The 21932-nt window shown below is 69.1% G+C and carries 19 protein-coding genes, 1 tRNA gene, 1 pseudogene and 1 riboswitch; of the genes and pseudogenes, 14 read left to right on the top strand and 7 right to left on the bottom strand.

Features of this window, described 5'->3' with window-relative positions:
- The first annotated feature begins 151 nt into the window (after positions 1-151).
- The gene (locus ACJQWM_RS11015) at positions 152-1732 is read left to right on the top strand and encodes an SDR family NAD(P)-dependent oxidoreductase (protein WP_332702959.1); all 1581 of its coding nucleotides are present in this window, start codon (positions 152-154) and stop codon (positions 1730-1732) included.
- Positions 1733-1890: 158 nt separating this feature from the next.
- Here the strand turns inward: ACJQWM_RS11015 and ACJQWM_RS11020 are convergent, their stop codons facing one another.
- Positions 1891-4368 carry a S9 family peptidase gene (locus ACJQWM_RS11020; protein WP_411306821.1) on the bottom strand — a complete coding sequence of 826 codons (2478 nt, stop codon included), beginning with the start codon at positions 4366-4368 and terminating at the stop codon, positions 1891-1893.
- 208 nt (positions 4369-4576) lie between these two features.
- Positions 4577-4668, top strand: a riboswitch (S-adenosyl-L-homocysteine riboswitch).
- A 63-nt stretch (positions 4669-4731) separates the two neighbouring features.
- Between ACJQWM_RS11020 and ahcY the strand changes: the two genes are divergently transcribed.
- From ahcY to ACJQWM_RS11045, 5 genes are all read left to right on the top strand, one after another.
- A complete protein-coding gene (ahcY, locus tag ACJQWM_RS11025; RefSeq protein WP_332702955.1) occupies positions 4732-6177 on the top strand; it encodes an adenosylhomocysteinase in 1446 nt (481 codons plus the stop codon).
- A gap of 332 nt (positions 6178-6509) precedes the next feature.
- Complete coding sequence (gene metF / locus ACJQWM_RS11030; protein ID WP_332702953.1) at positions 6510-7334, top strand: methylenetetrahydrofolate reductase [NAD(P)H]; 825 nt, start codon at positions 6510-6512, stop codon at positions 7332-7334.
- 94 nt (positions 7335-7428) lie between these two features.
- The gene (locus ACJQWM_RS11035) at positions 7429-8052 is read left to right on the top strand and encodes a hypothetical protein (protein WP_332702951.1); all 624 of its coding nucleotides are present in this window, start codon (positions 7429-7431) and stop codon (positions 8050-8052) included.
- A gap of 128 nt (positions 8053-8180) precedes the next feature.
- Positions 8181-8738 (top strand): hypothetical protein, encoded by a 558-nt coding sequence (locus tag ACJQWM_RS11040; protein ID WP_332702949.1) that lies wholly within the window; start codon positions 8181-8183, stop codon positions 8736-8738.
- A 181-nt stretch (positions 8739-8919) separates the two neighbouring features.
- A complete protein-coding gene (locus ACJQWM_RS11045) occupies positions 8920-9852 on the top strand; it encodes a branched-chain amino acid transaminase (RefSeq protein WP_332702947.1) in 933 nt (310 codons plus the stop codon).
- 140 nt (positions 9853-9992) lie between these two features.
- Here ACJQWM_RS11045 and ACJQWM_RS11050 read toward each other — a convergent pair whose 3' ends face one another.
- The 5 genes from ACJQWM_RS11050 to ACJQWM_RS11070 form a co-directional block, all read right to left on the bottom strand.
- Positions 9993-11339, bottom strand: a complete 1347-nt coding sequence (locus ACJQWM_RS11050; RefSeq protein ID WP_332702945.1) for a sensor histidine kinase — start codon at positions 11337-11339, stop codon at positions 9993-9995.
- A 34-nt stretch (positions 11340-11373) separates the two neighbouring features.
- Entirely contained in the window at positions 11374-12057 is a 684-nt protein-coding gene (locus tag ACJQWM_RS11055; protein ID WP_332702943.1) for a response regulator transcription factor, read from the bottom strand.
- 395 nt (positions 12058-12452) lie between these two features.
- Entirely contained in the window at positions 12453-13364 is a 912-nt protein-coding gene (gene rimK, locus ACJQWM_RS11060; protein ID WP_332702941.1) for a 30S ribosomal protein S6--L-glutamate ligase, read from the bottom strand.
- Positions 13361-13822: an ATP-dependent zinc protease family protein gene (locus ACJQWM_RS11065; protein WP_411306822.1), complete on the bottom strand. Its 462-nt coding sequence runs from the start codon at positions 13820-13822 to the stop codon at positions 13361-13363. The genes rimK and ACJQWM_RS11065 overlap by 4 nt, the downstream gene beginning before the upstream one ends.
- Positions 13823-13964: 142 nt before the next feature.
- Positions 13965-14038, bottom strand: a tRNA-Gly gene (locus ACJQWM_RS11070).
- A 232-nt stretch (positions 14039-14270) separates the two neighbouring features.
- Between ACJQWM_RS11070 and thiS the strand changes: the two genes are divergently transcribed.
- From thiS to ACJQWM_RS11095, 5 genes are all read left to right on the top strand, one after another.
- Positions 14271-14471 (top strand): sulfur carrier protein ThiS, encoded by a 201-nt coding sequence (thiS, locus tag ACJQWM_RS11075; protein ID WP_332702937.1) that lies wholly within the window; start codon positions 14271-14273, stop codon positions 14469-14471.
- 86 nt (positions 14472-14557) lie between these two features.
- Positions 14558-14860, top strand: coding sequence for a hypothetical protein (locus ACJQWM_RS11080; RefSeq protein ID WP_332702935.1), 303 nt, complete (start codon positions 14558-14560; stop codon positions 14858-14860).
- A 431-nt stretch (positions 14861-15291) separates the two neighbouring features.
- A complete protein-coding gene (locus tag ACJQWM_RS11085) occupies positions 15292-15558 on the top strand; it encodes a helix-turn-helix domain-containing protein (RefSeq protein WP_332702933.1) in 267 nt (88 codons plus the stop codon).
- Complete coding sequence (gene fdhD / locus ACJQWM_RS11090; protein ID WP_332702931.1) at positions 15543-16352, top strand: formate dehydrogenase accessory sulfurtransferase FdhD; 810 nt, start codon at positions 15543-15545, stop codon at positions 16350-16352. The genes ACJQWM_RS11085 and fdhD overlap by 16 nt, the downstream gene beginning before the upstream one ends.
- A 263-nt stretch (positions 16353-16615) precedes the next feature.
- Complete coding sequence (locus ACJQWM_RS11095; protein WP_332702929.1) at positions 16616-17458, top strand: DUF72 domain-containing protein; 843 nt, start codon at positions 16616-16618, stop codon at positions 17456-17458.
- A gap of 51 nt (positions 17459-17509) precedes the next feature.
- Here the strand turns inward: ACJQWM_RS11095 and ACJQWM_RS11100 are convergent, their stop codons facing one another.
- Positions 17510-18406 carry a DMT family transporter gene (locus tag ACJQWM_RS11100; RefSeq protein WP_332702927.1) on the bottom strand — a complete coding sequence of 299 codons (897 nt, stop codon included), beginning with the start codon at positions 18404-18406 and terminating at the stop codon, positions 17510-17512.
- A gap of 266 nt (positions 18407-18672) precedes the next feature.
- Between ACJQWM_RS11100 and ACJQWM_RS11105 the strand changes: the two genes are divergently transcribed.
- The 3 genes and pseudogenes from ACJQWM_RS11105 to ACJQWM_RS11115 form a co-directional block, all read left to right on the top strand.
- Positions 18673-19650, top strand: a complete 978-nt coding sequence (locus ACJQWM_RS11105) for a DMT family transporter (protein ID WP_332702925.1) — start codon at positions 18673-18675, stop codon at positions 19648-19650.
- 105 nt (positions 19651-19755) lie between these two features.
- Positions 19756-21510 carry an AAA family ATPase gene (locus ACJQWM_RS11110; protein WP_411306823.1) on the top strand — a complete coding sequence of 585 codons (1755 nt, stop codon included), beginning with the start codon at positions 19756-19758 and terminating at the stop codon, positions 21508-21510.
- 4 nt (positions 21511-21514) lie between these two features.
- Positions 21515-21932, top strand: a pseudogene (locus tag ACJQWM_RS11115) (hypothetical protein); the annotation flags it as partial.

Consider the following 21932-nt stretch of genomic DNA (forward strand, 5'->3'; position numbering starts at 1 on the left):
CGCATCGCGGCCCGTTCTTCATTACACGCCGCAAACCTGCATCGCTGTAGGAGCGGCTTCAGCCGAGTCCGATTCCACGTCGGCCGGCCGGACTTCGATCGCGGCTGAAGCCGCTCCTACAGAACGTCGCCGACACAGACCACGCTGCACCATGACCGACAACACCAACCCCACCGCGCCCGAGCGCCTGCGCGTGACCCTGGACCTGCTCGAGGCCATCGCCGCGGACCGCACCCTGCTCGACACGCTGCCGGCCGACGACCGCAGTCGCCTGCACCAGGCCGTGGCCCAGGTCTACCATCCCGATCCAGGTGCGCGGCGGCAGAAGCTCAAGGCATTGGAGCGCGAGCGCAATGCCGAGAACATCCGCCGCAGCGAGGCCCTGCTCGAGCAGACCGGTATCCGCACGCTACGCCGCCGGCCGGTCTTCACCACGCCGAACTACTTCGTGCCCGAAGGTTTCGGGCCGCAGGGTTTTCAGCCGAACGAGCCGCAGGACGAGTCCACCGCCCGGCGCGAGTCGCCCGAACTGCTGCACTGCTACGTCTGCAAGCAGAAATACACGCGGGTGCATCACTTCTACGACCAGCTGTGCCCGGCCTGCGCGGACTTCAACTACGCCAAACGCACCGAGCTGGCCGATCTCAACGGGCGCGTTGCGCTGCTAACTGGCGGCCGCGTCAAGATCGGCTACCAGGCCGGACTCAAGCTGCTGCGCGCCGGCGCCGAGCTGATCGTGACCACGCGCTTCCCGCGTGATTCGGCCGCGCGCTATGCGGCCGAGCCGGACTTCGCCGACTGGGGGCATCGCCTGCAGGTATTCGGGCTGGACCTGCGCCACACGCCCAGTGTCGAGGCGTTCTGCCGCGAGCTGCTGGCGACCCGCGAGCGGCTCGACTTCATCATCAACAACGCCTGCCAGACCGTGCGCCGCCCGCCGGAGTTCTACGCGCACATGATGGCCGGGGAGACCGCGGCGCTGCACGACATGCCCATGGAGGTGCGCAAGCTGATCGGCAACTACGAAGGCCTGCGCAGCCATGACCTGCTGCCCGAGGCCGCCGCCTCGGCGCTGCAGGTCGGCAATGGCCGCGAGATCACCGGGACCGCCGGCCTGACCCGCGCCGCCGAGCTGTCACAGGTGCCGCTGCTGGCCGAGGAACTGCTGGGCCAGAAGCACCTGTTCCCCGAAGGCCGGCTCGACCAGGACCTGCAGCAGGTCGACCTGCGCGGGCGCAACTCCTGGCGCCTGCTGATGGCCGAGGTGCCGTCGGTCGAACTGCTGGAGACGCAGCTGGTCAACGCGATCGCGCCATTCATCCTCAATGCACGGCTCAAGCCGCTGATGCTGCGCACGGACGGCTCCGGACCGCGCCGCGACAAGCACATCGTCAACGTGTCCGCGGTGGAGGGGCAGTTCTACCGCAACTTCAAGACCACCCGGCATCCGCACACCAACATGGCCAAGGCCGCGCTCAACATGATGACCCGCACCGCCGCGGCCGATTACCACGGCGACGGCATCCACATGAACTCGGTCGATACCGGCTGGGTGACCGACGAGGACCCGGCCGAGCTCGCCGCGCGCAAGACGCTGGAGGAGCGCTTCCACCCGCCGCTGGACATCGTCGACGGCGCCGCGCGCATCGTCGACCCGATCATCCACGGCATCAACAGCGGCGAGCACGTGTGGGGGCAGTTTCTCAAGGATTACAAGCCGACCGACTGGTGAGGCCGCGATGTGCCCGCGTCGGCAACGCGGCACTGAAGCCGCGACGGGCGTTGTAGGAGCGGCTTCAGCCGCGACTGGTGGCTGCGACTCGAAACCAAGTTTTGATCGCGGCTGAAGCCGCTCCTACAGGTAGCCGATGGAGCGCCGGCGCGGAGTGCCTACTCCGCCTGCTCGCCCGCGCCCGTTTCGGTGCCCTTCACGTGTTCCTCCAGCCAGGCGTCGGTTTCGGCCAGCATGTGCAGCACCGACTCGCGCGCGCGGTAGCCGTGCGATTCGTTGGGCAGCATCACCAGCCGGGCGTTGCCGCCCAGGCCCTTGATCGCGGCGAACAGGCGTTCGCTCTGGACCGGGAAGGTGCCGGAGTTGTTGTCCTGCTCGCCGTGGATGATCAGCAGCGGGGCCTTGATGTTCTGGGCATGGTTGAACGGCGACATCGCCAGGTAGGTGTCCTGCGCCTGCCAGTAGTTGCGCTCCTCGGCCTGGAAACCGAACGGGGTGAGCGAGCGGTTGTAGGCGCCGCTGCGGGCGATGCCGGCCTTGAACAGGTCGGTGTGGGCCAGCAGGTTGGCGGCCATGAAGGCGCCGTAGGAGTGCCCGCCGACCGCGATCCGGTCGCGGTCGGCGACGCCGCGGCGCACCACCTCGTCGACCGCGGCCTGTGCGCTGGCGGCGAGTTGCTCGATGTAGGTGTCGTTGGGCTCGATGTCGCCCTCGCCGATGATCGGCATCGAGGGATCGTCTAGCACCGCGAAGCCGCGGGCGAGAAACGCCTGCGGCCCCCAGTAGCTGATCCGGTTGAAGCGGTACGGCGAGTCGGTCACCTGGCTGGCGGCGCTGGCGGACTTGAACTCCTGTGGATAGGCCCACATCAGCAGCGGCAGCGGACCATCGCGCGCGGGATCGAAGCCGGCCGGCAGGTACAGGGTGCCGGTCAGTTCGACGCCGTCGTCGCGGGTGTAGCGGATCTGCTGCTTCTGCACGTCGCGCAGTTGCGGGGTCGGGTGCGGGAAGTCGGTCAGCGCCACCGGTGCCGCACCGTCGGCGCTCAGGTCGCGCAGGTAGTAGTTCGGTACCTCCGTCGGCGACTCGCGCGTGGTCAGCACGCGCGTGCCGTCGCTGTCGAGCATCACCTGCACCGACTCGTAATGCGGCGCCTGCGAGTGGAACAGACGGGTCTTGGACCGGCCGGCCAGATTGAAGCGGTCCAGGAACGGGCGGTCGCCCTCGGGCGAGGCGCCGGGGCCATCGAGGAAGATGCTGTCGCCATCGGCGGCGATGATCAGGCGCGGGTTGCCGGCGGCGTCGGGGGCGGTCATCGGCCGGCCCGGATCGTTGTAACGGTCTTCGAAGGAGCGCTCGACGATCAACTCCGGCGCGCGGTCCGGCGCGTCCGGGGCGATGCGCCACTGTTTGGTCTGGCGCGTCTTCCACCAGTACTCGCTGAGTAGCGCCAGATCGCCGCGGCCCCAGGTGGTGCCGCCGTAACGCATCGACAGGCGCGCCAGCGTCACCGGTTGGGCCTCGAACGGTGCGGCGTGGGCAAACACCGCATCGCGCACCTCGGCCTCGCGATTCGGGTCGCCGCCGTCCTGGGCTTCGGCCCAGACCAGGGTGGCCGGTGCGTCGCTGCGCCAGGCGATAGTGCGCACGCCGGTCGGCACGGCGTCGTTGCCGGTCGGCAGGCCCTCGACCAGGGGCAGGCGCGCGACTTCGTGCACCGGGGTGCCGTCGAGCCCGAGCACGTCGATCCGGCGCGGGAAACGCGAGTACGGCACCAGGTACGAGAACGGCCGCTCGATGCGCTGGCTCAGGATGTACTGCCCGTCCGGCGACGGCGCCGCAGCGATGTGCAGCTCGGGCGTGCCGAGTTTGCGAATCTCGCCGCGCAAGTCGATCAGCGCGAGCTGCGAGCGCAGGTAGTGCTCGAAGGTCAGCGCGTCACGCTCATTGCCGAGCAGGTCCTGGTAGGTGCGTATCTGCTTGACGCTGCCACCCGGCCCGGTCTGCTGGATGTTGGGCCCGTGCGGGATGCCGTCGAACTCCGGCGCCGGGCCCTGCCCGGCCGGCCGCAGGTTGACCAGCAGGCGCTGGCTGTCGGGCATCCAGTCGAAGCCGCGCCCGGCCACGGCATTGAGCGCTTGGCTGCCGAGCCGGCGCGCCTGGCGGGTGGCGACCTCGACCAGCCACAACTGCAGCTCACCGGCAGCCTTGTCGACGTGGCTCAGCGCGAGGTGTCGCTGGTCGGGCGACCACGACAGCGACACCAGCGCCAGCTCTGGCGGCAGGCCGGCGATGCGGTGCTGCTCGCTGCTAGCAATGTCCATCAGCCACAGGTCGCTGCCGAAGGAGAACTGGCTGCGCGCATAGGTGCGCGGGTTGATGCGGATGCCGGCCAGCTTCAGCTCCGGCTGGGCGACGTCGACGATGCCGGGCAGCGCCGGGTTCTGGATGAACGCAAGCATGTCGCGATCGGGGCTCAGTGACAGCTGCGGCGGGCGCGGCGCATCGACCAGCGCCTGCAGCGCCGGCGCGGGGGTCTGGTAGCCGTTGGCGGGCACCGGCTGGGCCGACAGGCCCAGTGGCAGCAGAGCGACAAGCAGGGCGGTGGCGCAGGCGCGCCGCAACATGTGGTGCATGGAAGTCCCCGATAGGAATGGCGGCCGGGCGCCGCATCCCGGCAAGATGCCACAGCCAGGCCACGCGAGGCAGTGACGCAAGTACCGGATGGGATTGCCGCAGGGCCGGCAGTAGCGGAGTTGCTGCGCTGCGCGAGGAGAGCGAAAACAGCCGGGCAAGCCTGGCTCTACAAGTTGTGCGAGACGCCGCGCAGGTACAATTGCCCGGTTCGCCGAGGGGCGCTGCGACCGTCGGGCATCTCCATGCCCCCAGAACGGCCAGGCTCGGCGGAATCCATCGATCAACGGCGCCCGGTTTGCCCTGCCCTCACCCCAACCCTCTCCCGCGAGCGGGAGAGGGGGCAAAACACACCGGAGCTTCACATGAACGCTGTAGCCAAAACCTTCTCGACCGAGGGCGATTACAAGATCGCCGACATCTCGCTGGCCGACTGGGGCCGCAAGGAAATCGACATCGCCGAGCACGAGATGCCGGGGCTGATGTCGATCCGCCGCAAGTACGCCTCCGAGGCGCCGCTCAAGGACGTGCGCGTGACCGGCTCGCTGCACATGACCATCCAGACCGCGGTGCTGATTGAGACCCTCAAGGACATCGGCGCCGACGTGCGCTGGGCCTCGTGCAACATCTTCTCGACCCAGGACCACGCCGCCGCGGCGATCGCCGTGACTGGCACCCCGGTGTTCGCCTGGAAGGGCGAGTCCCTGGAGGAGTACTGGGACTGCACGCTCGACGCGCTGAGCTTCCCCGATGGCAAGGGTGGCTTCCTCGGCCCGCAACTGGTGGTCGACGATGGCGGCGACGTCACCCTGCTGATCCACAACGGATTTGATCTCGAGAACGGCAGCAAGTGGGTCGACGAGCCGGCCTCCAGCCAGGAGGAGCAGGTCATCAAGAACCTGCTCAAGCGCGTGCACAAGGAGCGTCCCGGCTTCTGGCACACCGTGGTCGAGGGCTGGAGGGGCGTCTCCGAGGAGACCACCACGGGCGTGCATCGTCTGTACCAGCTGGCCGAGCAGGGCAAGCTGCTGATCCCGGCGATCAACGTCAACGACTCGGTCACCAAGTCCAAGTTCGACAACCTCTATGGCTGCCGCGAGTCGCTGGCCGACGGCCTCAAGCGCGCGATGGACGTGATGCTGGCCGGCAAGGTCGCTGTGGTCTGCGGCTACGGCGACGTCGGCAAGGGCTGCGCGGCGTCGCTGCAGGCCTACGGCGCGCGCGTGGTGGTCACCGAGATCGACCCGATCTGCGCGTTGCAGGCGGCGATGGAAGGCTTCGAGATCAACACCCTCGAAAGCACCCTGGGCCGCGGCGACATCTACGTCACCACCACCGGCAATAAGGACATCATCACCGTCGAGCACATGCAGGCGATGAAGGACCAGGCGATCGTCTGCAACATCGGCCACTTCGACAACGAGATCCAGGTCGATGCGTTGCAGGCGCGCAAGGATGTCGAGCAGATCAACATCAAGCCGCAGGTCGACAAGTTCGTGTTTCCGGGCGGCAACGCGATCTTCCTGCTGGCCGAAGGCCGGCTGGTCAACCTGGGCTGCGCCACCGGCCATCCCAGCTTCGTGATGTCCAACTCGTTCGCCAACCAGACCCTGGCCCAGATCGACCTGTGGGCGCACAAGGACAGCTACGGCAAGCAGGTCTACCTGCTGCCCAAGAAGCTCGACGAGGAGGTCGCGCGCCTGCACCTGGAAAAGATCGGCGTGAAGCTGACCAAGCTGACCGACGCGCAGGCCGGCTACCTCGGCGTGCCGGTGGAAGGCCCGTACAAGCCGGACCACTACCGTTACTGAGTCGCTGTTTTCACAGAAACAAAAAGCGGGCGCTTCGGCGCCCGTTTTTTGAGCCGAAACGTCTGCTCCTGTAGGAGCGGCTTCAGCCGCGATCACCACAGCTACGCCCACGCGTCGACGATGGCCGGCGCTGTTGTAGGAGCGACGTGAGTCGCGATTCGCATTGAAGACCGAATATCGTGGTCGCGACTTACGTCGCTCCTACAAAAGCCGGGGCAGAGCTCGCGGCTGAAGCCGCTCCTACAGAACCTCGGCGCCGGCCGACCGGATAATCTTGTACATTCATCGCGATGAAAAGATACAATTCCGTGACATCCGCCGTGGCTGCCCGCATGCTCCCGATCAGTTTCGAGTTCTACCCGCCCAAGACCGACGAGCAGCGCGCGCAGCTCAACAAGACCGCCGCCAGGCTCAAGCAGCAATCGCCCGACTACGTCAGCGTGACCTTCGGCGCCGGCGGCTCGACGCTGAGCCATACGCCCGAGGCGATCCAGCACCTGCGCGGTGAGTACGGCCTCAGTGCCGCGCCGCATATCACCTGCATGGGCGGCTCGCGCGAGGAGATCCGTGGGCTGCTGAAGCTCTACCGGGCGCTCGGCGCGCGTCGCCTGGTCACGCTGCGCGGCGACCTGCCCTCGGGCATGGTCAGCCCCGGCGACCTGCGCTACGCCAACGAACTGGTGGAGTTCATCCGCGCCGAGACCGGCGATCATTTCCATATCGAAGTTGCGGCGTATCCGGAAATGCACCCGCAGGCCCGCGACGCGCATGCCGATCTCGCCAACTTCAAGCGCAAGGTCGAGGCCGGCGCCAACGGCGCGATCACCCAGTACTTCTACAATGCCGATGCGTACTTCCGCTTCGTCGAAGACGTGCGCGCGGCCGGCCTGGATATCCCGATCGTGCCGGGCATCATGCCGATCTCCAATTTCAGCCAGATCCGCCGGTTCTCGGAAATGTGCGGCGCGGAGATCCCGCGCTGGATCGCGCAGCGCATGCTCGCCTATGGCGACGACACGGCCAGCGTCCGCGAGTTCGGTGCCGAGGTGGTCGCACAGCTGTGTCGGCGCCTGATCGAGGGCGGCGCGCCGGGGCTGCACTTCTATACGCTGAACCTGGCGAAACCCACGCTTAACGTGATCGCCAAGTTGTCCTGAGTTGTATTGGGGTTCAGCCCCACGGGCCTTTTCACACGATGCATTGACGGTGCCGCGGTGAGCATGCAGGCGACCTGCCCCCGGGCCTTGCGCCATGTCCCCACTCCATTTCGCCGTTGGTCGCGCCGCCGTGCTCACGGCCATGATCGCACTGCCGCCAGCGGTCAATGCGGGTACCACGCTGCAGCGCTGCGAGGCCGCCGACGGTGTCACCGTCTACACCGACCAGGCCTGCGCCGCCATCGGCGCGGTCGCCCGCCCGATGCCCACCGAACTGCTGACGCGGGTCGCGCGCGAACAGGCCCCCGGACCGGGAGTGCAGCCCGCCGACATGAGCACGGCGACCCGTCGAAGCAACGCCGCGCGTCGCGCACTGGGCTGCGCGCGCTCGACCACACAACTGGCGACCGAGCTCGAAGGGGCGATCGCGCTGGGCGACGTCAACCGTCTAGCCGAGAGTTATCACTGGGCCGGTCTCTCCCACGCAAATGGCCAGCGCATCCTGCAGCAGCTGGACGCACTCGCCAGCCAGCCGCTTGCACAGGCGCATTATCTCGACGCGCGGATCGGCGGCGGCGTGCGCTATGCCAGCGCCGGCGCGAGCGGCGTCGGCGGCAGTGCCGGGGCGATGCAGCTGATTGTCGGTGACGAGGTCGCGCGCAGCGTGACCAGGTTGGACGTGGAGCGTTACCACGGGTGCTATTTCGTGCGCTTCTGAGGGCCGAGCCGGCTGGCGGCGACCAGCAGCGCAGCGGCTTCTTGTCTCGCGTCACAAACGCCCGCACCGGGTGAACCCGTGAAGCCGCCGCACTGGTCGACCGGGCCGCGCGCAGCTAACCTGCCCCCATGACATTGCACCTGCGCTCCGTCCTCATCCCTTCCTCGCTGGCGCTGCTGGCCGCATGCGCGTGGCCGCTGTCCGCGCCGGCCCAGGTCCAACGCTGCACCGGGACCGATGGCACTGCGGTGTTCACCGATCGCGATTGCGAGGTGGCCGACGGCGCCACGCAAGCCGCCGCAGCAACAGCCGGCACGCCCTCCGGCCGCTTTCATCGCAACGTCTGCGCGCGCAACCTGCAGGACCTGGTCTACGAGATGGCCAGCGCGATCGACAGCCGCGATCCCAACCGGCTGGCCAGCGTCTATCACTGGGCCGGCATGTCGGGGACCAACGGCTACGGGGTGATGTCGCGCCTGGACGAACTGGTGCAGCGCCCGCTGGTCGACATCGTCCCGGTGATGCCGGGTTCGGCCCGGGTCGATGGCAACTACTACCCGCAGGCCAGCGTGCGCCAGCAGCCGGTCGCGCTGCGCGTGGAGCAGACCCTGGCCAACAGCATTACGCCATCGAGCACGGTGTTCGGCCTGCAGGAGCACTTCGGCTGCTGGTGGATCAAGGGTTGACCGCAGCGGCCTGGACCGGCACATCCGAGTTCCCCTTGTAGGAGCGGCTTCAGCCGCGACGGGTTTCCGGATGCAGCGTCGGCACGGATGACCCATCGCGGCTGAAGCCGCTCCTACAGGAATGCTGCGGCCAAGACCGGCCCACGGGCACAATAGCGGTTTCAACCTGCGGAAACCGACGATGCAATACCCCGAGTGGATCTGGCACAACGGCGCGATCAAGCGTTGGCAGGACGCCACCACGCACGTGATGTCGCATGCGCTGCACTACGGCTCATCAGTGTTCGAGGGCATCCGCAGCTACGAGACCTCCACCGGCGGCCGTCCGCAGGGGGCGGCGATCTTCCGGCTGAGCGACCACACCAAGCGCCTGTTCGCCTCGGCCCGGATCTACGACATGCCGATGCCGTACACGCCCGGGCAAATCAATGCCGCGTGCCGCGAGGTGATCACCCGCAATGGGTTGGGCAAGGCCTATTTGCGCCCGATCGCCTATCGCGGGCTCGGCGGCTTCGGCCTCTCGGCCGACACCCCGACCGACCTGGCGGTCGCGGCTTGGCACATGGGGCCGTATCTCGGCGAGGGCGTGCTGGAAACCGGCATCGATGCCTGCGTGTCGAGCTGGCAACGCTTCGCGCCCAACACCCTGCCGGCCGGTGCCAAGGCCGGCGGCAACTATCTTTCGGGCCAGCTGGTCGCACGCGAGGCGCGCCGGCTCGGGTTCGGCGAAGGCATCGCACTGGCCTCCACCGGCCTGCTCAGCGAGGGCGCGGGCGAGAACCTGTTCCTGGTGTTCGACGGCGCGCTGCACACCACGCCGGTCAGCGCGGCGCTGCTCAACGGGCTGACCCGCAACTCGATCATCCGGCTGGCCCGCGACGCCGGCATCGAGGTGATCGAGCGGGACCTGCCGCGCGAGTACCTCTACCTGTGCGACGAGCTGTTCATGTGCGGCACCGCCGCGGAGATCACCCCGATCCGCTCGGTCGATGGCCGCCAGGTCGGCGCGGGCAAGCCGGGGCCGCTGACCCAGCGAATCCAGGCATTGTTCTTCGGCCTGTTCGACGGCAGCACGCCGGACCGGTACGGCTGGCTGGAGCCCTTGGACAGTTGAGCCTCTCGGGGGCGCAAAGGCTTTCTGACGCAGATCAACGCCGATGAAGAACGGATAAAGCAACATCTTTGTGCTTCCGCCTTATCCGTTTTGATCCGCGCGGATCCGTGTCAAAAAAGCTTTCGCTCCTGCAAAGGCGGTCAGGAGCGGGGCGGCGCGAACGTCAATGTCGCCACCACACCCTGCACCTCGCCGGGGCGCACCCACACATCCCAGCCGTAGAGCTCGCACAGCCGGCGCACGATCGACAGGCCGATGCCGCCGCCCTGCGAGTGCTCGGCATGGGTGCCGCGATAACCACGCTCGAACAGCTTGGCCGCGTCCTCCGCGCTCAAGCCGGGGCCGGAATCGATCACCTCGACCGAGTGGCCGTGCATCCGCACGATGACCTCGCCGCGGGTGGTGTACTTGACCGCGTTGCCGATCAGGTTGCCCAGCGCCACCGCGATCGCCGCCTCCGGCGCATCCACCACCAGTCCGCTGCGGCCATCCAAGCGCAGCTCCAGCGGCTTGCCGACGATCTGCGCACGATGCGTCTCGAGCAGCTGCTCGGCGACCCGGCAGACATCGGTCGCGCCGTGGCCGCGTTCGTTGCGCGACAGCAGCAGCAAGGCGCTGATCAGGTCGGCGCATTGCTGCTCGGCGCGCTGGATGCGCTCCAGCCGGTTGCGGGTCTTGTCGTCGACGTCGGGGCGCGAGAGCAGCAGCTCGACCGCGCCGCGGATCACCGCCAACGGCGTGCGCAACTCATGGCTGACGTCGGCGTTGAACTCGCGGTCGCGCTGCACCACGTCGGTCAGCCGCTCGGCATAATCATCCAGCGCCTCGGCCAGCTGGCCGACCTCGTCGTCGGGGAAGTGCGCGGCCAGCGCCTCGGGCTGGGCGCTGCGCCCGGAACGCTTGAGCCGGCGGGCCAGCTCCGACACCGGACTCATCACGCGCGAGGCCGCCCACCAGCCGACCAGCAGCGACAGCACGGTGAAGAACACCACCGAGATGTAGATCGCGCGATTGAACTGACGTTCGCCGCGCGCGGTCTGGGTCATGTCGTAGGCCAGGAAAAACCACTCCTGCGGGGTCTTGCGCACCGCCAGCTTGTAGGAGAACGGCGAGCCGTCCTCGTCGGTTCCGGAAATGTTGTGGATGCCGTCGGGCAGCTCGTACCAGTCGGGCTCGTCCAGGCGCAGTTCCTCGAAGCGCGAGCGACCGACTACGCGGCCGTAGATCTGCTCCACCGGCACCGCCGGATTGGCCTCCGGGTCGGCGTAGTAGCGCTTGGCGTACTCGTCGATGTTGCGGTTGAGCACGTCCTCGACCAGTTGGTTCTCGACCCGGCTGCGGGTCAGGTTGGTCGCGAACGCGAACAGCACCATCAGCCCGAAGCCGAACAGCGCGAACGACAGAATGATGCGGCTGCGCAGTCGCCGCCGGTAGCGCGCGCGCCGGCGCACCGGCGCACCGGCGGCAGGCGTGCGCTCGGCGGGCAAGCCTTCAGCCGACGTGTCCCCGCCGCCCGGCACCTCAGCTGCCGGCATCGAGCTCGGCGATCCGGTAGCCGATGCCGTGGCGGGTCTGGATCAGGTTGGTCGCGAACGGCTTGTCGACCACCGCGCGCAGTCCGTGGATGTGCACGCGCAGCGAGTCCGAATCCGGCAACTCCTCGCCCCACACGCGGGTCTCCAGCTCCTGCCGGGTGACCACCGCCGGGCTCGCCTCCATCAGCGCCTGCAGGATCTTCAGCGCGGTCGGGTTGAGCTGCAGCAGCTTGCCCTGGCGGCGCACCTCCAGGGTGTCGAGGTTGTATTCCAGGTCGGCCGCCTCGAGCACCCGGGTCTGCACCCCACGGCCGCGCCGCGACAGCGCGTTCAGCCGCACCTCGACCTCCTGCAGCGCGAACGGCTTGATCAGGTAGTCGTCCGCACCCGAGTCGAAGCCGGCCAGTTTGTTGTCCAGCGAATCGCGCGCGGTCAGCATCAGCACCGGGGTCTGCTTGCGCGCCTCGTTGCGCAGCTTGCGGCAGACCTCCAGGCCATCCAGGCCGGGCAGGTTGAGATCAAGCACGATCGCATCGAAGTCGTGCACCACCGCCAGGTGCAGCCCGGTGATGCCGTCGGCGGCGAAGTCGACGGCGTGGCCGCGGTCTTCGAGGAAGTCGCCGAGGTTGGCGGCGATGTCCTGGTTGTCTTCTATGACAAGGATGCGCATGGAGTCGTCCTGAAGAGGGCTTGTCGACCCCTGCCAGTTGGCAAGGTACCGGTCATGACTGGGTTGATGGCTGGCCCGGCCGCCAGGCGAGCTTACCCCGGGGCGATTCTGCCAGACATGCGCGTGTTGCCGTCATCACCGCTCCGCGGCAGGCGCCGGTCCCGGCCAGTCGGACGCCGGTCGGAAGCCGCGCAAATAAAGGCCCAGACGCGGGATTGCCGCGCCTGGGCCAAAGGTGTTGCCCCGATACCGAACCTGCTGCGCCAAACAGGGCTGACTTGGAAGCCGGCAGAGCTGCGGTCCGGTGACGCTACGCCCGGAGCGATTAAACACTCGTTAAAACGGGCGTGAACGAAAGGTTAAAACAGCCGGAAGGCTCGGGACTGGGCCGGCCGTCACGCCTTGGCCGCGGCGGCGCGCTTGGCGGCGCGCCGTTTATAGCGCTGCGCCACGTAATCGACGATCTCCCCGGCCACGTCGACCCCGCTGGCGGCCTCGATGCCCTCCAGGCCCGGCGAGGCGTTGACCTCCAGCACCAGCGGGCCGCGGTGGGAGCGGATCAGGTCGACACCGGCCACGCCCAGCCCCAGCACCCGCGCGGCGCGGATCGCCACGTCCTGCTCGGTGGCCGTCGCCCTGACCCCCTTGGCCCGGCCGCCGCGGTGCAGGTTGGAGCGGAAATCGCCCTTCGGTGCCTGCCGCTTCATTGCCGCCACCACCTTGCCGCCGACCACGAAACAGCGCAGGTCCGCGCCCTTGGCCTCGGCCACGAACTCCTGCACCAGGAACTGCGCATAGAGCCCGCGCAGCGCCTCGATCACCCCGCGCGAGGCCGAGAGCTTCTCGGTCAGCATCACTCCGGCGCCCTGGGTGCCCTCATTGAGCTTGATCACGTGCGGCGGCGGGCCGAGCATCGACAGCAGGTCGGTGGTGTCGTCGGGGTTGTCGCCAAACACCGTGGCCGGCAATCCAATCCCCTGCGCCGCCAGCATCTGGTGGCTGCGCAGCTTGTCGCGCGCGCGCAGGATCGCGTCGGACGGATTGGGCGTGAAGCTGTCCATCAGCTCGAACTGGCGCAGCACCGCGGTGCCGTAGCGCGTGACCGAGGCGCCGATGCGCGGGATCACCGCTTGGTATCCGGCAATCTCGCGGCCTTTGTAGTGCATCTGGAAGCCGCTGCAGGCGATGCGCATGTAGCAGCGCAGCGGGTCGAGCACGCGCACGCTGTGGCGTTGCTCGCGGGCGGCCTCGACCAGGCGTCGGGTCGAATACAGCTTGGTGTTGCGCGACAGGATCGCGAGCTTCATGGAAGAGGTATCGGCTTGAGGCTGCCATCAGGAGCGTGGCGAGCGTGGAGGAACGAGCGTGCCGGGTCGACCGTGAACGCGCGGGCGGTGGCGGTGCGGCCCAGCAGCATCGGGAACAGCATGCCGCGCCGGTCCGACAGGTTTATTTCGATTTCGCGTTCGATCCCGGCCAGTCGCAGCGGCGTGCGCAGGAACACCCGGCGCGTGGTGTGGCCACCCGAATCGGTCACCTCGCGCTCGTCCAGCACCGGTGCGCGGGCCTCGATGGCACCAACGGCGTCGGACGGAGTCAGGCGGAACCCGACCCATGGCGCGCCGCCTTCGGTGAACCGCCACTGCGCATCGACATGCAACGCCGAGCTGCGCGCGCCGGTGTCGACCTTGGCGCGGATCGCATCCAGCCCCAGTGCCGGCAGCGCAACCCATTCGCGCCAGCCGAGCACGATTCTCGCTGGCATCGCATCTGCGGACATCACACCTCCCGACGTCAGGCCATGGCGCCCGACCGCCGCCCGGCGCACGCGGCGGCGAACGTACCCATCGAACGGATCAAACCAAAAACGGCGGCCCCGTCCGCGAGGATCAAGGCCGCCGTCAATCTGGAGCGGGTGAAGGGAATCGAACCCTCGTCAGTTGCTTGGGAAGCAACAGCTCTACCATTGAGCTACACCCGCGTGCCGCGAAGTCTATGCCGGGTGCGGCGGACTGGCAACGAGTGGAGAACGGAGAACGGGGATAGGGAACAGGGCCGACGTTGTCGCTGCCCTCGCGCCCGGTGAGCAGGCAAGCCACCAGCCCCGCATCCACGACCACTCGCCTCCCTCGCCTCCCTCACCCTCACTTCCCGCCGCGCCCTCGCCGGGAGACCGGCTGGCGACCGATGCCGCGACACGCGACAATCGCCTCATGGACATCATCCTCAACGGCGAGGCCCGGCTCGTCCCCGACGACACCACCGTGGCGCTGTTGTTGCAGAGCGAGGGCCTGGCCGAACGGCGGGTCGCGGTCGAGGTCAACGGTGAGATCGTGCCGCGCGGCCGCCATGACGAGCTGCAGCTCGGCGAAGGCGATCGCGTCGAGATCGTGCACGCGCTCGGTGGCGGCTGAACCACGCACCCGCCGCCGCGCGTCCGTCACGCCGCGTTGGCTCGCCGCTGCCTAGCCTGAGTTACCACCGCACCAGGCCCTCCGCCATGCCCCTGCTACGTATCCGCATCACCGGCAGCGAAGACGACGCCCGCGCCATCGGCAACCTGCTCAACAGCATCGACGGCATCGAGCACGTCGAGGAAGTCGCCGACCTGATGCCGCACATGAACGACCCCGATTCCAGTTCGGCCGGACTCAGCGACCTGGATGTCGGCAACGGTGGCACCACCCACGCACTCGAGGTCGACGCGCCCAACCTCTCGACCGCCAACAAGGTGCGGCAGGCGGTCGAGGCGCTGGCATTCGATCGCGACGCGATGGTGGAGTTCGAAACCGACGAGGAATGAGTGTCGTGGTCGGCGCCGGGCCGAGCTTCCGGCCGATGTTTCGCCCGCCGCCACCGGCGCGCCGATCAGCCCGGCACCCGCTTCGTGCGGCCCTCCGGCACACCTGCCCAAAGGTCGGCCCAGCCCCTGCGGCTGCCACCACACGGCCCGCAGCGGCGCGTAAAGTTTGCTGCTTCGCGGCCGATGATCTGCTGCAACAGCATCTTGCGGGATTGCGAATCGATGGGGACCACCCCGCTGCGGGAGATGGCCAAGGCGCCGGGTCCGATTGCTGTCCGGATCGGACCCTTGTTCCCTGCAGCCGCCTGGCCGGCTATCTTCACCGGACCGACCCTGCGGATCGCGCCCGGCGGCCACGCCGCGCGCGGCCGCATCCCGGCATCGCGATCGACGCCGGCCGGCCTGTTCCGCCATCCGCGAGCGTGCCCCCAATGACCGAGCAACTCGCCACGGAAAGGGAGTCCCGGGAGGAGCCGGGTTTGCGGCTGCTGCGCCTGCTGAGCGAGGAGGACGGCCAGTCGCTGCACCGCATCGCGCGCAGGCTTGCGGTGGATGTGGGCGAAGTGCAGCGGCTGCTCGCAGAACTGGGCAACGATCCGCGCTACGACGGCCTGGACCTGGTGACGCTGAGCCACGACGGTCAGCGGCTGCGGCTGTGGCTGACCGACAAGGGCAAGCGCCTGTGCGCGAGCCGCTGAGCGAGCCTTTGAGGCCGGTGCGGCTGCTGCGCATCGACGGCGCCAGCCGCGACGAACACGACGACAGCGTCATCGCCGAGACCCCGGTCGCGCTGCTCTACAACGACCAGTCCCATGCGGTGATGATGGCCACGCCGATCGCGCTGGAAGATTTCGCGCTGGGGTTTGCGCTCAGCGAGGGGGTGGTCGCCAGCCCGCAGGAATTCCGCCTGGTCGATATCGTGCGCAGCGATGCCGGCATTGCGCTGCATGGCGCGATTCCGCAGGCGCGCTTCGATGCACTGGCCGGGCGACGCCGCAACCTCGCCGGCCGCAGCGGCTGCGGCTTGTGCGGGATCGAGTCGCTGCAGGACGCGGTACGGCCGGTGCCGCGCGTGCGCACCCAGGAGCGCGTCGCTGTCGCGGCGATTGGCCAGGCACTCGACGCGCTGGCCCTGCGACAGCCGCTCAACGACCGCAGCGGCGGCGTGCACGCGGCCGGCTTCGCTCATGCCGACGGGCTGCTGGTGCGCGAGGATGTCGGTCGTCACAATGCCCTGGACAAGCTGATCGGCGCGCTGGCACGGGCACAACCCGCGCCCGAGGCGCATGCAGGCTTCCTGGTGATGACCTCGCGCGCGTCCTACGAGATCGTGCACAAGGCCGCGACCGCCGGCATCGCGGTGGTGGTCGCGATCTCGGCACCGACCGACCTGGCAATCCGCATCGCCGAGCAGGCCGGTGTGACCCTGGCTGCATTCGCGCGCGGCGCGTCGTTGAACGTCTACACCCATCGGCAGCGCATCGACGGCTGATCGCGCTACTGGCTCGCGCTGATCGATCTCGTCACTCCGACCACCCCACGACGAACCGATCCGGTAAAGCCCGCCACCGCCCGTGTAGGAGCGCCCATAGGCGCGACCGCGTATCTCCGGCAACACCGCACCCTGTCCGAATAGCGCGCGCCCCATTGTCCGCTCCTGCATTTCTGCGCCCACCTCGGGTAAACGCGACGGCGCTATGCTGCGACCTACTTCGCTGAGGAACCGGTGGTGTCCGCATCCGCCCACCGAACACGATGAACCTGTTCGATTCGCCCGTGCCCAGGCCGGTCGACGGCATCCGTGTCGGCGTCGGCGGCTGGACCTTTGCGCCGTGGCGCGGCGTGTTCTACCCGAACGGCCTGGTGCAGCGACGCGAGCTGGAATTTGCCAGTCGGCAGCTGTCGGCGATCGAGATCAACGGCACTTACTACGGCGCGCAAAAACCCGCGACCTACGCGCGCTGGCGCGACGAGACGCCGGAAGCGTTCGTGTTCTCGGCCAAGGCGCCCAAGCGCATCACCGGGGCGCGTGCACTGGCGCGCAGCGGCGGCGCGATCGACGAGTTCGTCGGCGGCATTGCCGAACTCGGGGCCAAACTCGGCCCGATCGTTTGGCAGTTCGAACGCGGCCGCACCATCGAGGCGAGCGAATTCACCGCATTCGTCGCGCTGCTGCCAAAGGCCGCCGGCGGACGGCCACTGCGCCACGTTCTGGACGTACGCGATCCGGCGTTCGTCAACGGCGAACTCCTCGCGTTGGCGCGCCAGTACGGGGTCGCGACGGTATTTACTGACTCGCCCGACCACCCCTGCTTCGCCGATCTCAGCGCCGACTTCGTCTACGCGCGGCTGATGCGTTCGCAGCCCGACGTTGCCAGCGGATATGCCGAACGCGACCTGACGGTTTGGGCGGAGCGAGCGCGCCTGTGGGCGCGCGGTGGCGAACCCGACGACCTGCCACGCATCGAGCCACGCATCGAGCAGCCTGAAAACGCGGCGCGCGGGCCGCGCGAGGTCTTCATCTACTTCATCAGCGCCGCCAAGGAGCGCAATCCGGCGGCGGCGGTGGCGCTGCTTCGGAAGCTGGGTGCCTGCTGATGCAGACTCGCGCGGTCGCGACTTGCGTCGCTGCTGCAAAAAAAGGGGCGGCTACTTCGCCGCGCGCTGGCTGAAGGCCACGCTGCCGAGGATCAGCGCGCCAGCCACCGCCATGGTCAGGGTCAACGGCTCGTCGAGCAGCCACCACGCCCAGGCCACCCCGAACAGCGGCACCAGGTAGGTCACCGTGGCGGTGCGGCTGGGGCCGATGCGCTGGATCAGCCGGTAGAACATGACAAATGCAATGCCGGTGCAGAGCACCCCCAGCATCGCCGCCGACAGCCAGGATTCCAGCGGCACCGGCCGCGAAGGCCATTGAGCAATCGCGAACGGCAGCACCAGTAGCGCCGAGGTGCCGAGCGTCGCCGCGGCCACCGCCGCTGGCGGCAGGCCGCTCAGGTGCCGGCGGACCAGGTTGACGCCGATGCCGTACAGGAACGCGGCGGTGCAGCCGGCGGTGACCGCCCAGCCGATGCTGGCACCGGCGGTCTTGCCGCTGGCCAGCACCACCACGCCGACGAAGCCGGCCAGCAGCGCGACCGAGCGCCGGCTGCCGATCTTCTCGCCAAAGAACAGGAAGCCGATCAATGCGGTGAACAGCACCGTCATCGCATTGCTGATGGCGCCGACGCCGGCCGGTGCATGCTGCGCCGCCCAGGCGAACAGCAGGAACGGCACCGCCGAATTGATCGCGCCGATCATCGCCAGCCGCGGCCACAACCGCGCCGGGAACGCAGCGCGCGCGCGCCACAGGAACGGCAGCAGGACCAGCGCACCCAGCCCGAGGCGCAACTCCACCAGCGCGGCCGCCCCGAAATCATCGGCCGCGACCCGCATGAACAGGAACGACGCGCCCCAGATCGCGCCCAGCAGTGCCAGGTCGATTGGCGTCTGCCAGGCCCGTGTGGCGCTGGTGGGCGGAGCGGCGGCGAAGGTGGTGGAATTCATGGCGGCATTCTACTGGTGTATCCGACGGCTGCGGCCGCAGACGCGCCTGTTCGTGGACCGGTTCAGGCGCTGTAGGAGCGGGCCACGCCCGCGATGCGAGTGACGCGGCAGCGCGCATCGCGCCCATGGGGCGCTCCTACAAAAACGAGCGCTGTTGTAGGAGCGGGCCATGCCCGCGATCGGGAACGATGCACCGACGTGCCGCCCTGGTCCGGCGACCGGGCACCCTCGCCAAAATCGCACCGTGCCTCTGCCACAATTTCCCGATGCCGATGACCCCGACCGCCAAAGCCCAGTTGCAGATCCACCTGTGCGTGCTGCTGTGGGGCGTCACCGCGATCCTCGGCAAGCTCATCACCATGCCGGCGCTGCCGCTGGTGTGGTGGCGCATGGGCATGGTGGTCGTCGCGCTGGCGCTGGTGCCGCGGGTCTGGCGCGGGCTGCGGGCGATGCCGCCGCGGCTGCGCTGGGCCTACGCCGGCATCGGCGTGCTGGTGGCGCTGCACTGGCTGACCTTCTACGGGGCGATCAAGCTGGCCAACGCCTCAGTCGCGGCGACCTGCGTGGCGCTGGCGACGGTATTCACCGCGCTCATCGAGCCGAAACTGGTCGGCCGCCGCTTTTCCCGGCGCGACCTGGCCCTCGGTGTCGCCGTGCTGCCCGGGGTGGCGCTGGTGGTCGGTGGGCTGCCGCAGGACATGCGGCTCGGGGTGGCGGTCGGCGCGCTGTCGGCGCTGCTGGTGGCGCTGTTCGGCTCGCTCAACAAACGCCTGGTCGGGCACGTGGGCGTGCAGCACGGCGACCCATTGACGGTGACCGCGATCGAGCTTGGCGCCGGCACCCTGGCATTGACCGCGCTCGCACCCTTGCTGCCGCTGATCCCGGGCCTGGCGGAAACCGGCGCTTTCGCCGGCGAGCTGCTGATCGTGCCCAGCCTCTCCGACACCGGCCTGCTGCTGGTGCTGGCGCTGGTCTGTACGCTGTTTCCGTTCGCGTTGTCGCTGGTCGCGCTGCGGCACATGAGCGCGTTTTCGGCGCAGCTTGCGGTCAACCTGGAGCCGGTCTATGCCATCGTGCTGGCGATCGTGCTGCTCGGCGAGCAACACGAGCTGACCCCGGTGTTCTATGCCGGCGTGGCGATCATCCTGCTGGCGGTGTTCGTGCATCCGCTGATCAACCGGCCACGGCGGCTGCGGCATCCGGAGGTGCTCGGCACCAGTGAGGCCAAGGGCGTGGTCGACTGAGACGGCCGCCAGCGCGCCGCGCCTGCGTGGTTTCGTGGCAGGCTAGGCGGAAGCCAGCGCCGCACCGACTGCTCCCGACGTTCAACCCACCCAACCGGCGACCGCATGTACCTGGAGCACTACGGCCTCAAGGAGCCGCCGTTCTCGATCACCCCGGACCCGCGCTTCGTGTATCTCAGCGAGCGGCACCGGGACGCGCTCGCGCACCTGCGGTTCGGCATCGACCAGGGCGGCGGCGGCGGTTTCGTGCAGCTGACCGGCGAGGTCGGCACCGGCAAGACGACGTTGTCGCGCCTGCTGCTGGAGCAGCTGCCGGCCAGCACCCGCATCGCGCTGGTGCTCAACCCGCGGCTGTCGCCCATCGAGCTGCTGGAGACCATCTGCGAGGAGCTGCACCTGGACGTGACCGGCATCGGCCCGGACGGCAGGCGCGGCAGCCTCAAGTCGCTGGTCGACCTGCTCAACGGCTACCTGCTGGAGGCGTACGCGCAGGGGCTGCACGTGGTGCTGATCATCGATGAGGCGCAGAACCTGTCGATCGAGGCGCTCGAGCAGGTGCGGCTGCTGACCAACCTGGAAACCCCGACCCAGAAGCTGCTGCAGATCATCCTGCTGGGCCAGCCGGAACTGCGCACGCTGCTCGCTCGCGCCGACCTGCGCCAGCTCGCCCAGCGCATCACCGCGCGCTTCCACCTCACCCCGCTAGATGCCGAGGAGACCGCCGCGTACCTGCGCCACCGATACCGGGTCGCGGGCGGCCGGCGCTTTCCGTTCAGCGCCGCGGCGGTGCGGCGCCTGCACGCGCATGCCGGCGGTGTGCCGCGGCTGATCAACGTGATCGCCGAACGCGCGCTGCTGGCCGGGTACGCACACGACGAGACCCAGCTTGGCGAGCGCCTGGTCGATCGCGCCGCGCGCGAGACGCTGGCGCCGTCCCCCCGGCCGCGACCGTGGGCGCGGACCGCCGCGATCGCCACCGGCATCGTCGCGACGCTGGCCTTGGCCGGCGCGGCAGCGCTGTGGCTGCGGCCGCCGCAGGACACCGCCTCGGGGCCGATCACCCCGGCCGTCGCGGCCGCGGGATCAACCGCGCCACCGGCCGATGCTGAGGTCGATCCCGACACCGCGCCCGCCGAGCCGCCCCCGACCGCGCCGCCGGTGCTGACCGACGATGCGTTGGTCGCGCGCGTGCGCGCGGCCGAACCGTCGCCACTGCCGGCCTGGCAGCACCTGCTGTCGCTGTGGGAACTGCCGGATACGCGCGCCGACGCTCTTGCCGCGTCGGCCTGCGCACCGATGGCCGTGACCGGCCCGCCGCCGGGGCAACGCATGTACTGCCTGCACGCGCCGGCCCGTCCCGACAAACCGCACCTGGACAAGCTCGTCGCACAGGACCGACCGGTGCTGCTGCGCCTGCGCGATGGCGCGCACAGCGCCTGGGCGGTGCTGACCGGCAGCGACGCGCTCCACGTGCGCCTGTGGCTGGCCGATGGCGAGATCATCACCGACCGACTGGCGCTGGCGCGGGTCTGGGACGGCGAGCACCTGGCGCTGTGGCGCGGCCCGTCGCTGCTCGGCGATGCGGCCGCGGGCTCGTTCGCACCGGGCGCCAGCGGGCCGGCGGTCGAGTGGGTGCACGCCCGCCTGCAACCTCGTTACCTCGCCGACAGCGGCGCCACCCCGGTGCTCGATGGCTGGGTGCTGGATGCGGTGCGCCGTTTCCAGCGTTCGCGCGGCTTGGCGACCGATGGCGTGATCGGCCCGGAAACGCTGATGGCCTTGTCGGCCCTGGACGAGGGCGGGCCACGGCTGCGCCGGGACCAGCCCGACCAGGACCAGCCACGTCAGGAGCCGGAGTGAACCGATGTCGCTGATCCTCGAAGCCCTGCGCAAGTCCGAAGCCGAGCGCCGCCGCGGCGAGACGCCCGAGCTGCACGTCGAACTCGCGCCACTGGCGCAGCGCCGGCAACGCCGGCCCCCCCTCTGGGTGTGGCCGATGATCGCGCTGGCGCTGGCTGCGGTGGCGCTGCTGGCATGGACGTGGCGTGCGCCGGAACCGGCTCCGGTGGTGGCGACAGCCGCGCCGGTCGCGACGGCCCCGCCCCCGACCGCAGCTGCAAGCCCCACCGAGCGTGCGCCGAGTCCGAGCACCACCGCATCCCTCGCTGCGCCGCCGCAGATACAGCCGCGCCAGACACCGCCGGTGGCGCCGCTCGCCGCAACGGAGCGCCCGCAGCCAGCGCCGGCAGCGCCCGTGCAGCCGCCCACGACCGCGCCGCCAC

The organism is Novilysobacter longmucuonensis, from assembly GCF_046600735.1.
GTDB lineage: Bacteria > Pseudomonadota > Gammaproteobacteria > Xanthomonadales > Xanthomonadaceae > Novilysobacter_A > Novilysobacter_A longmucuonensis.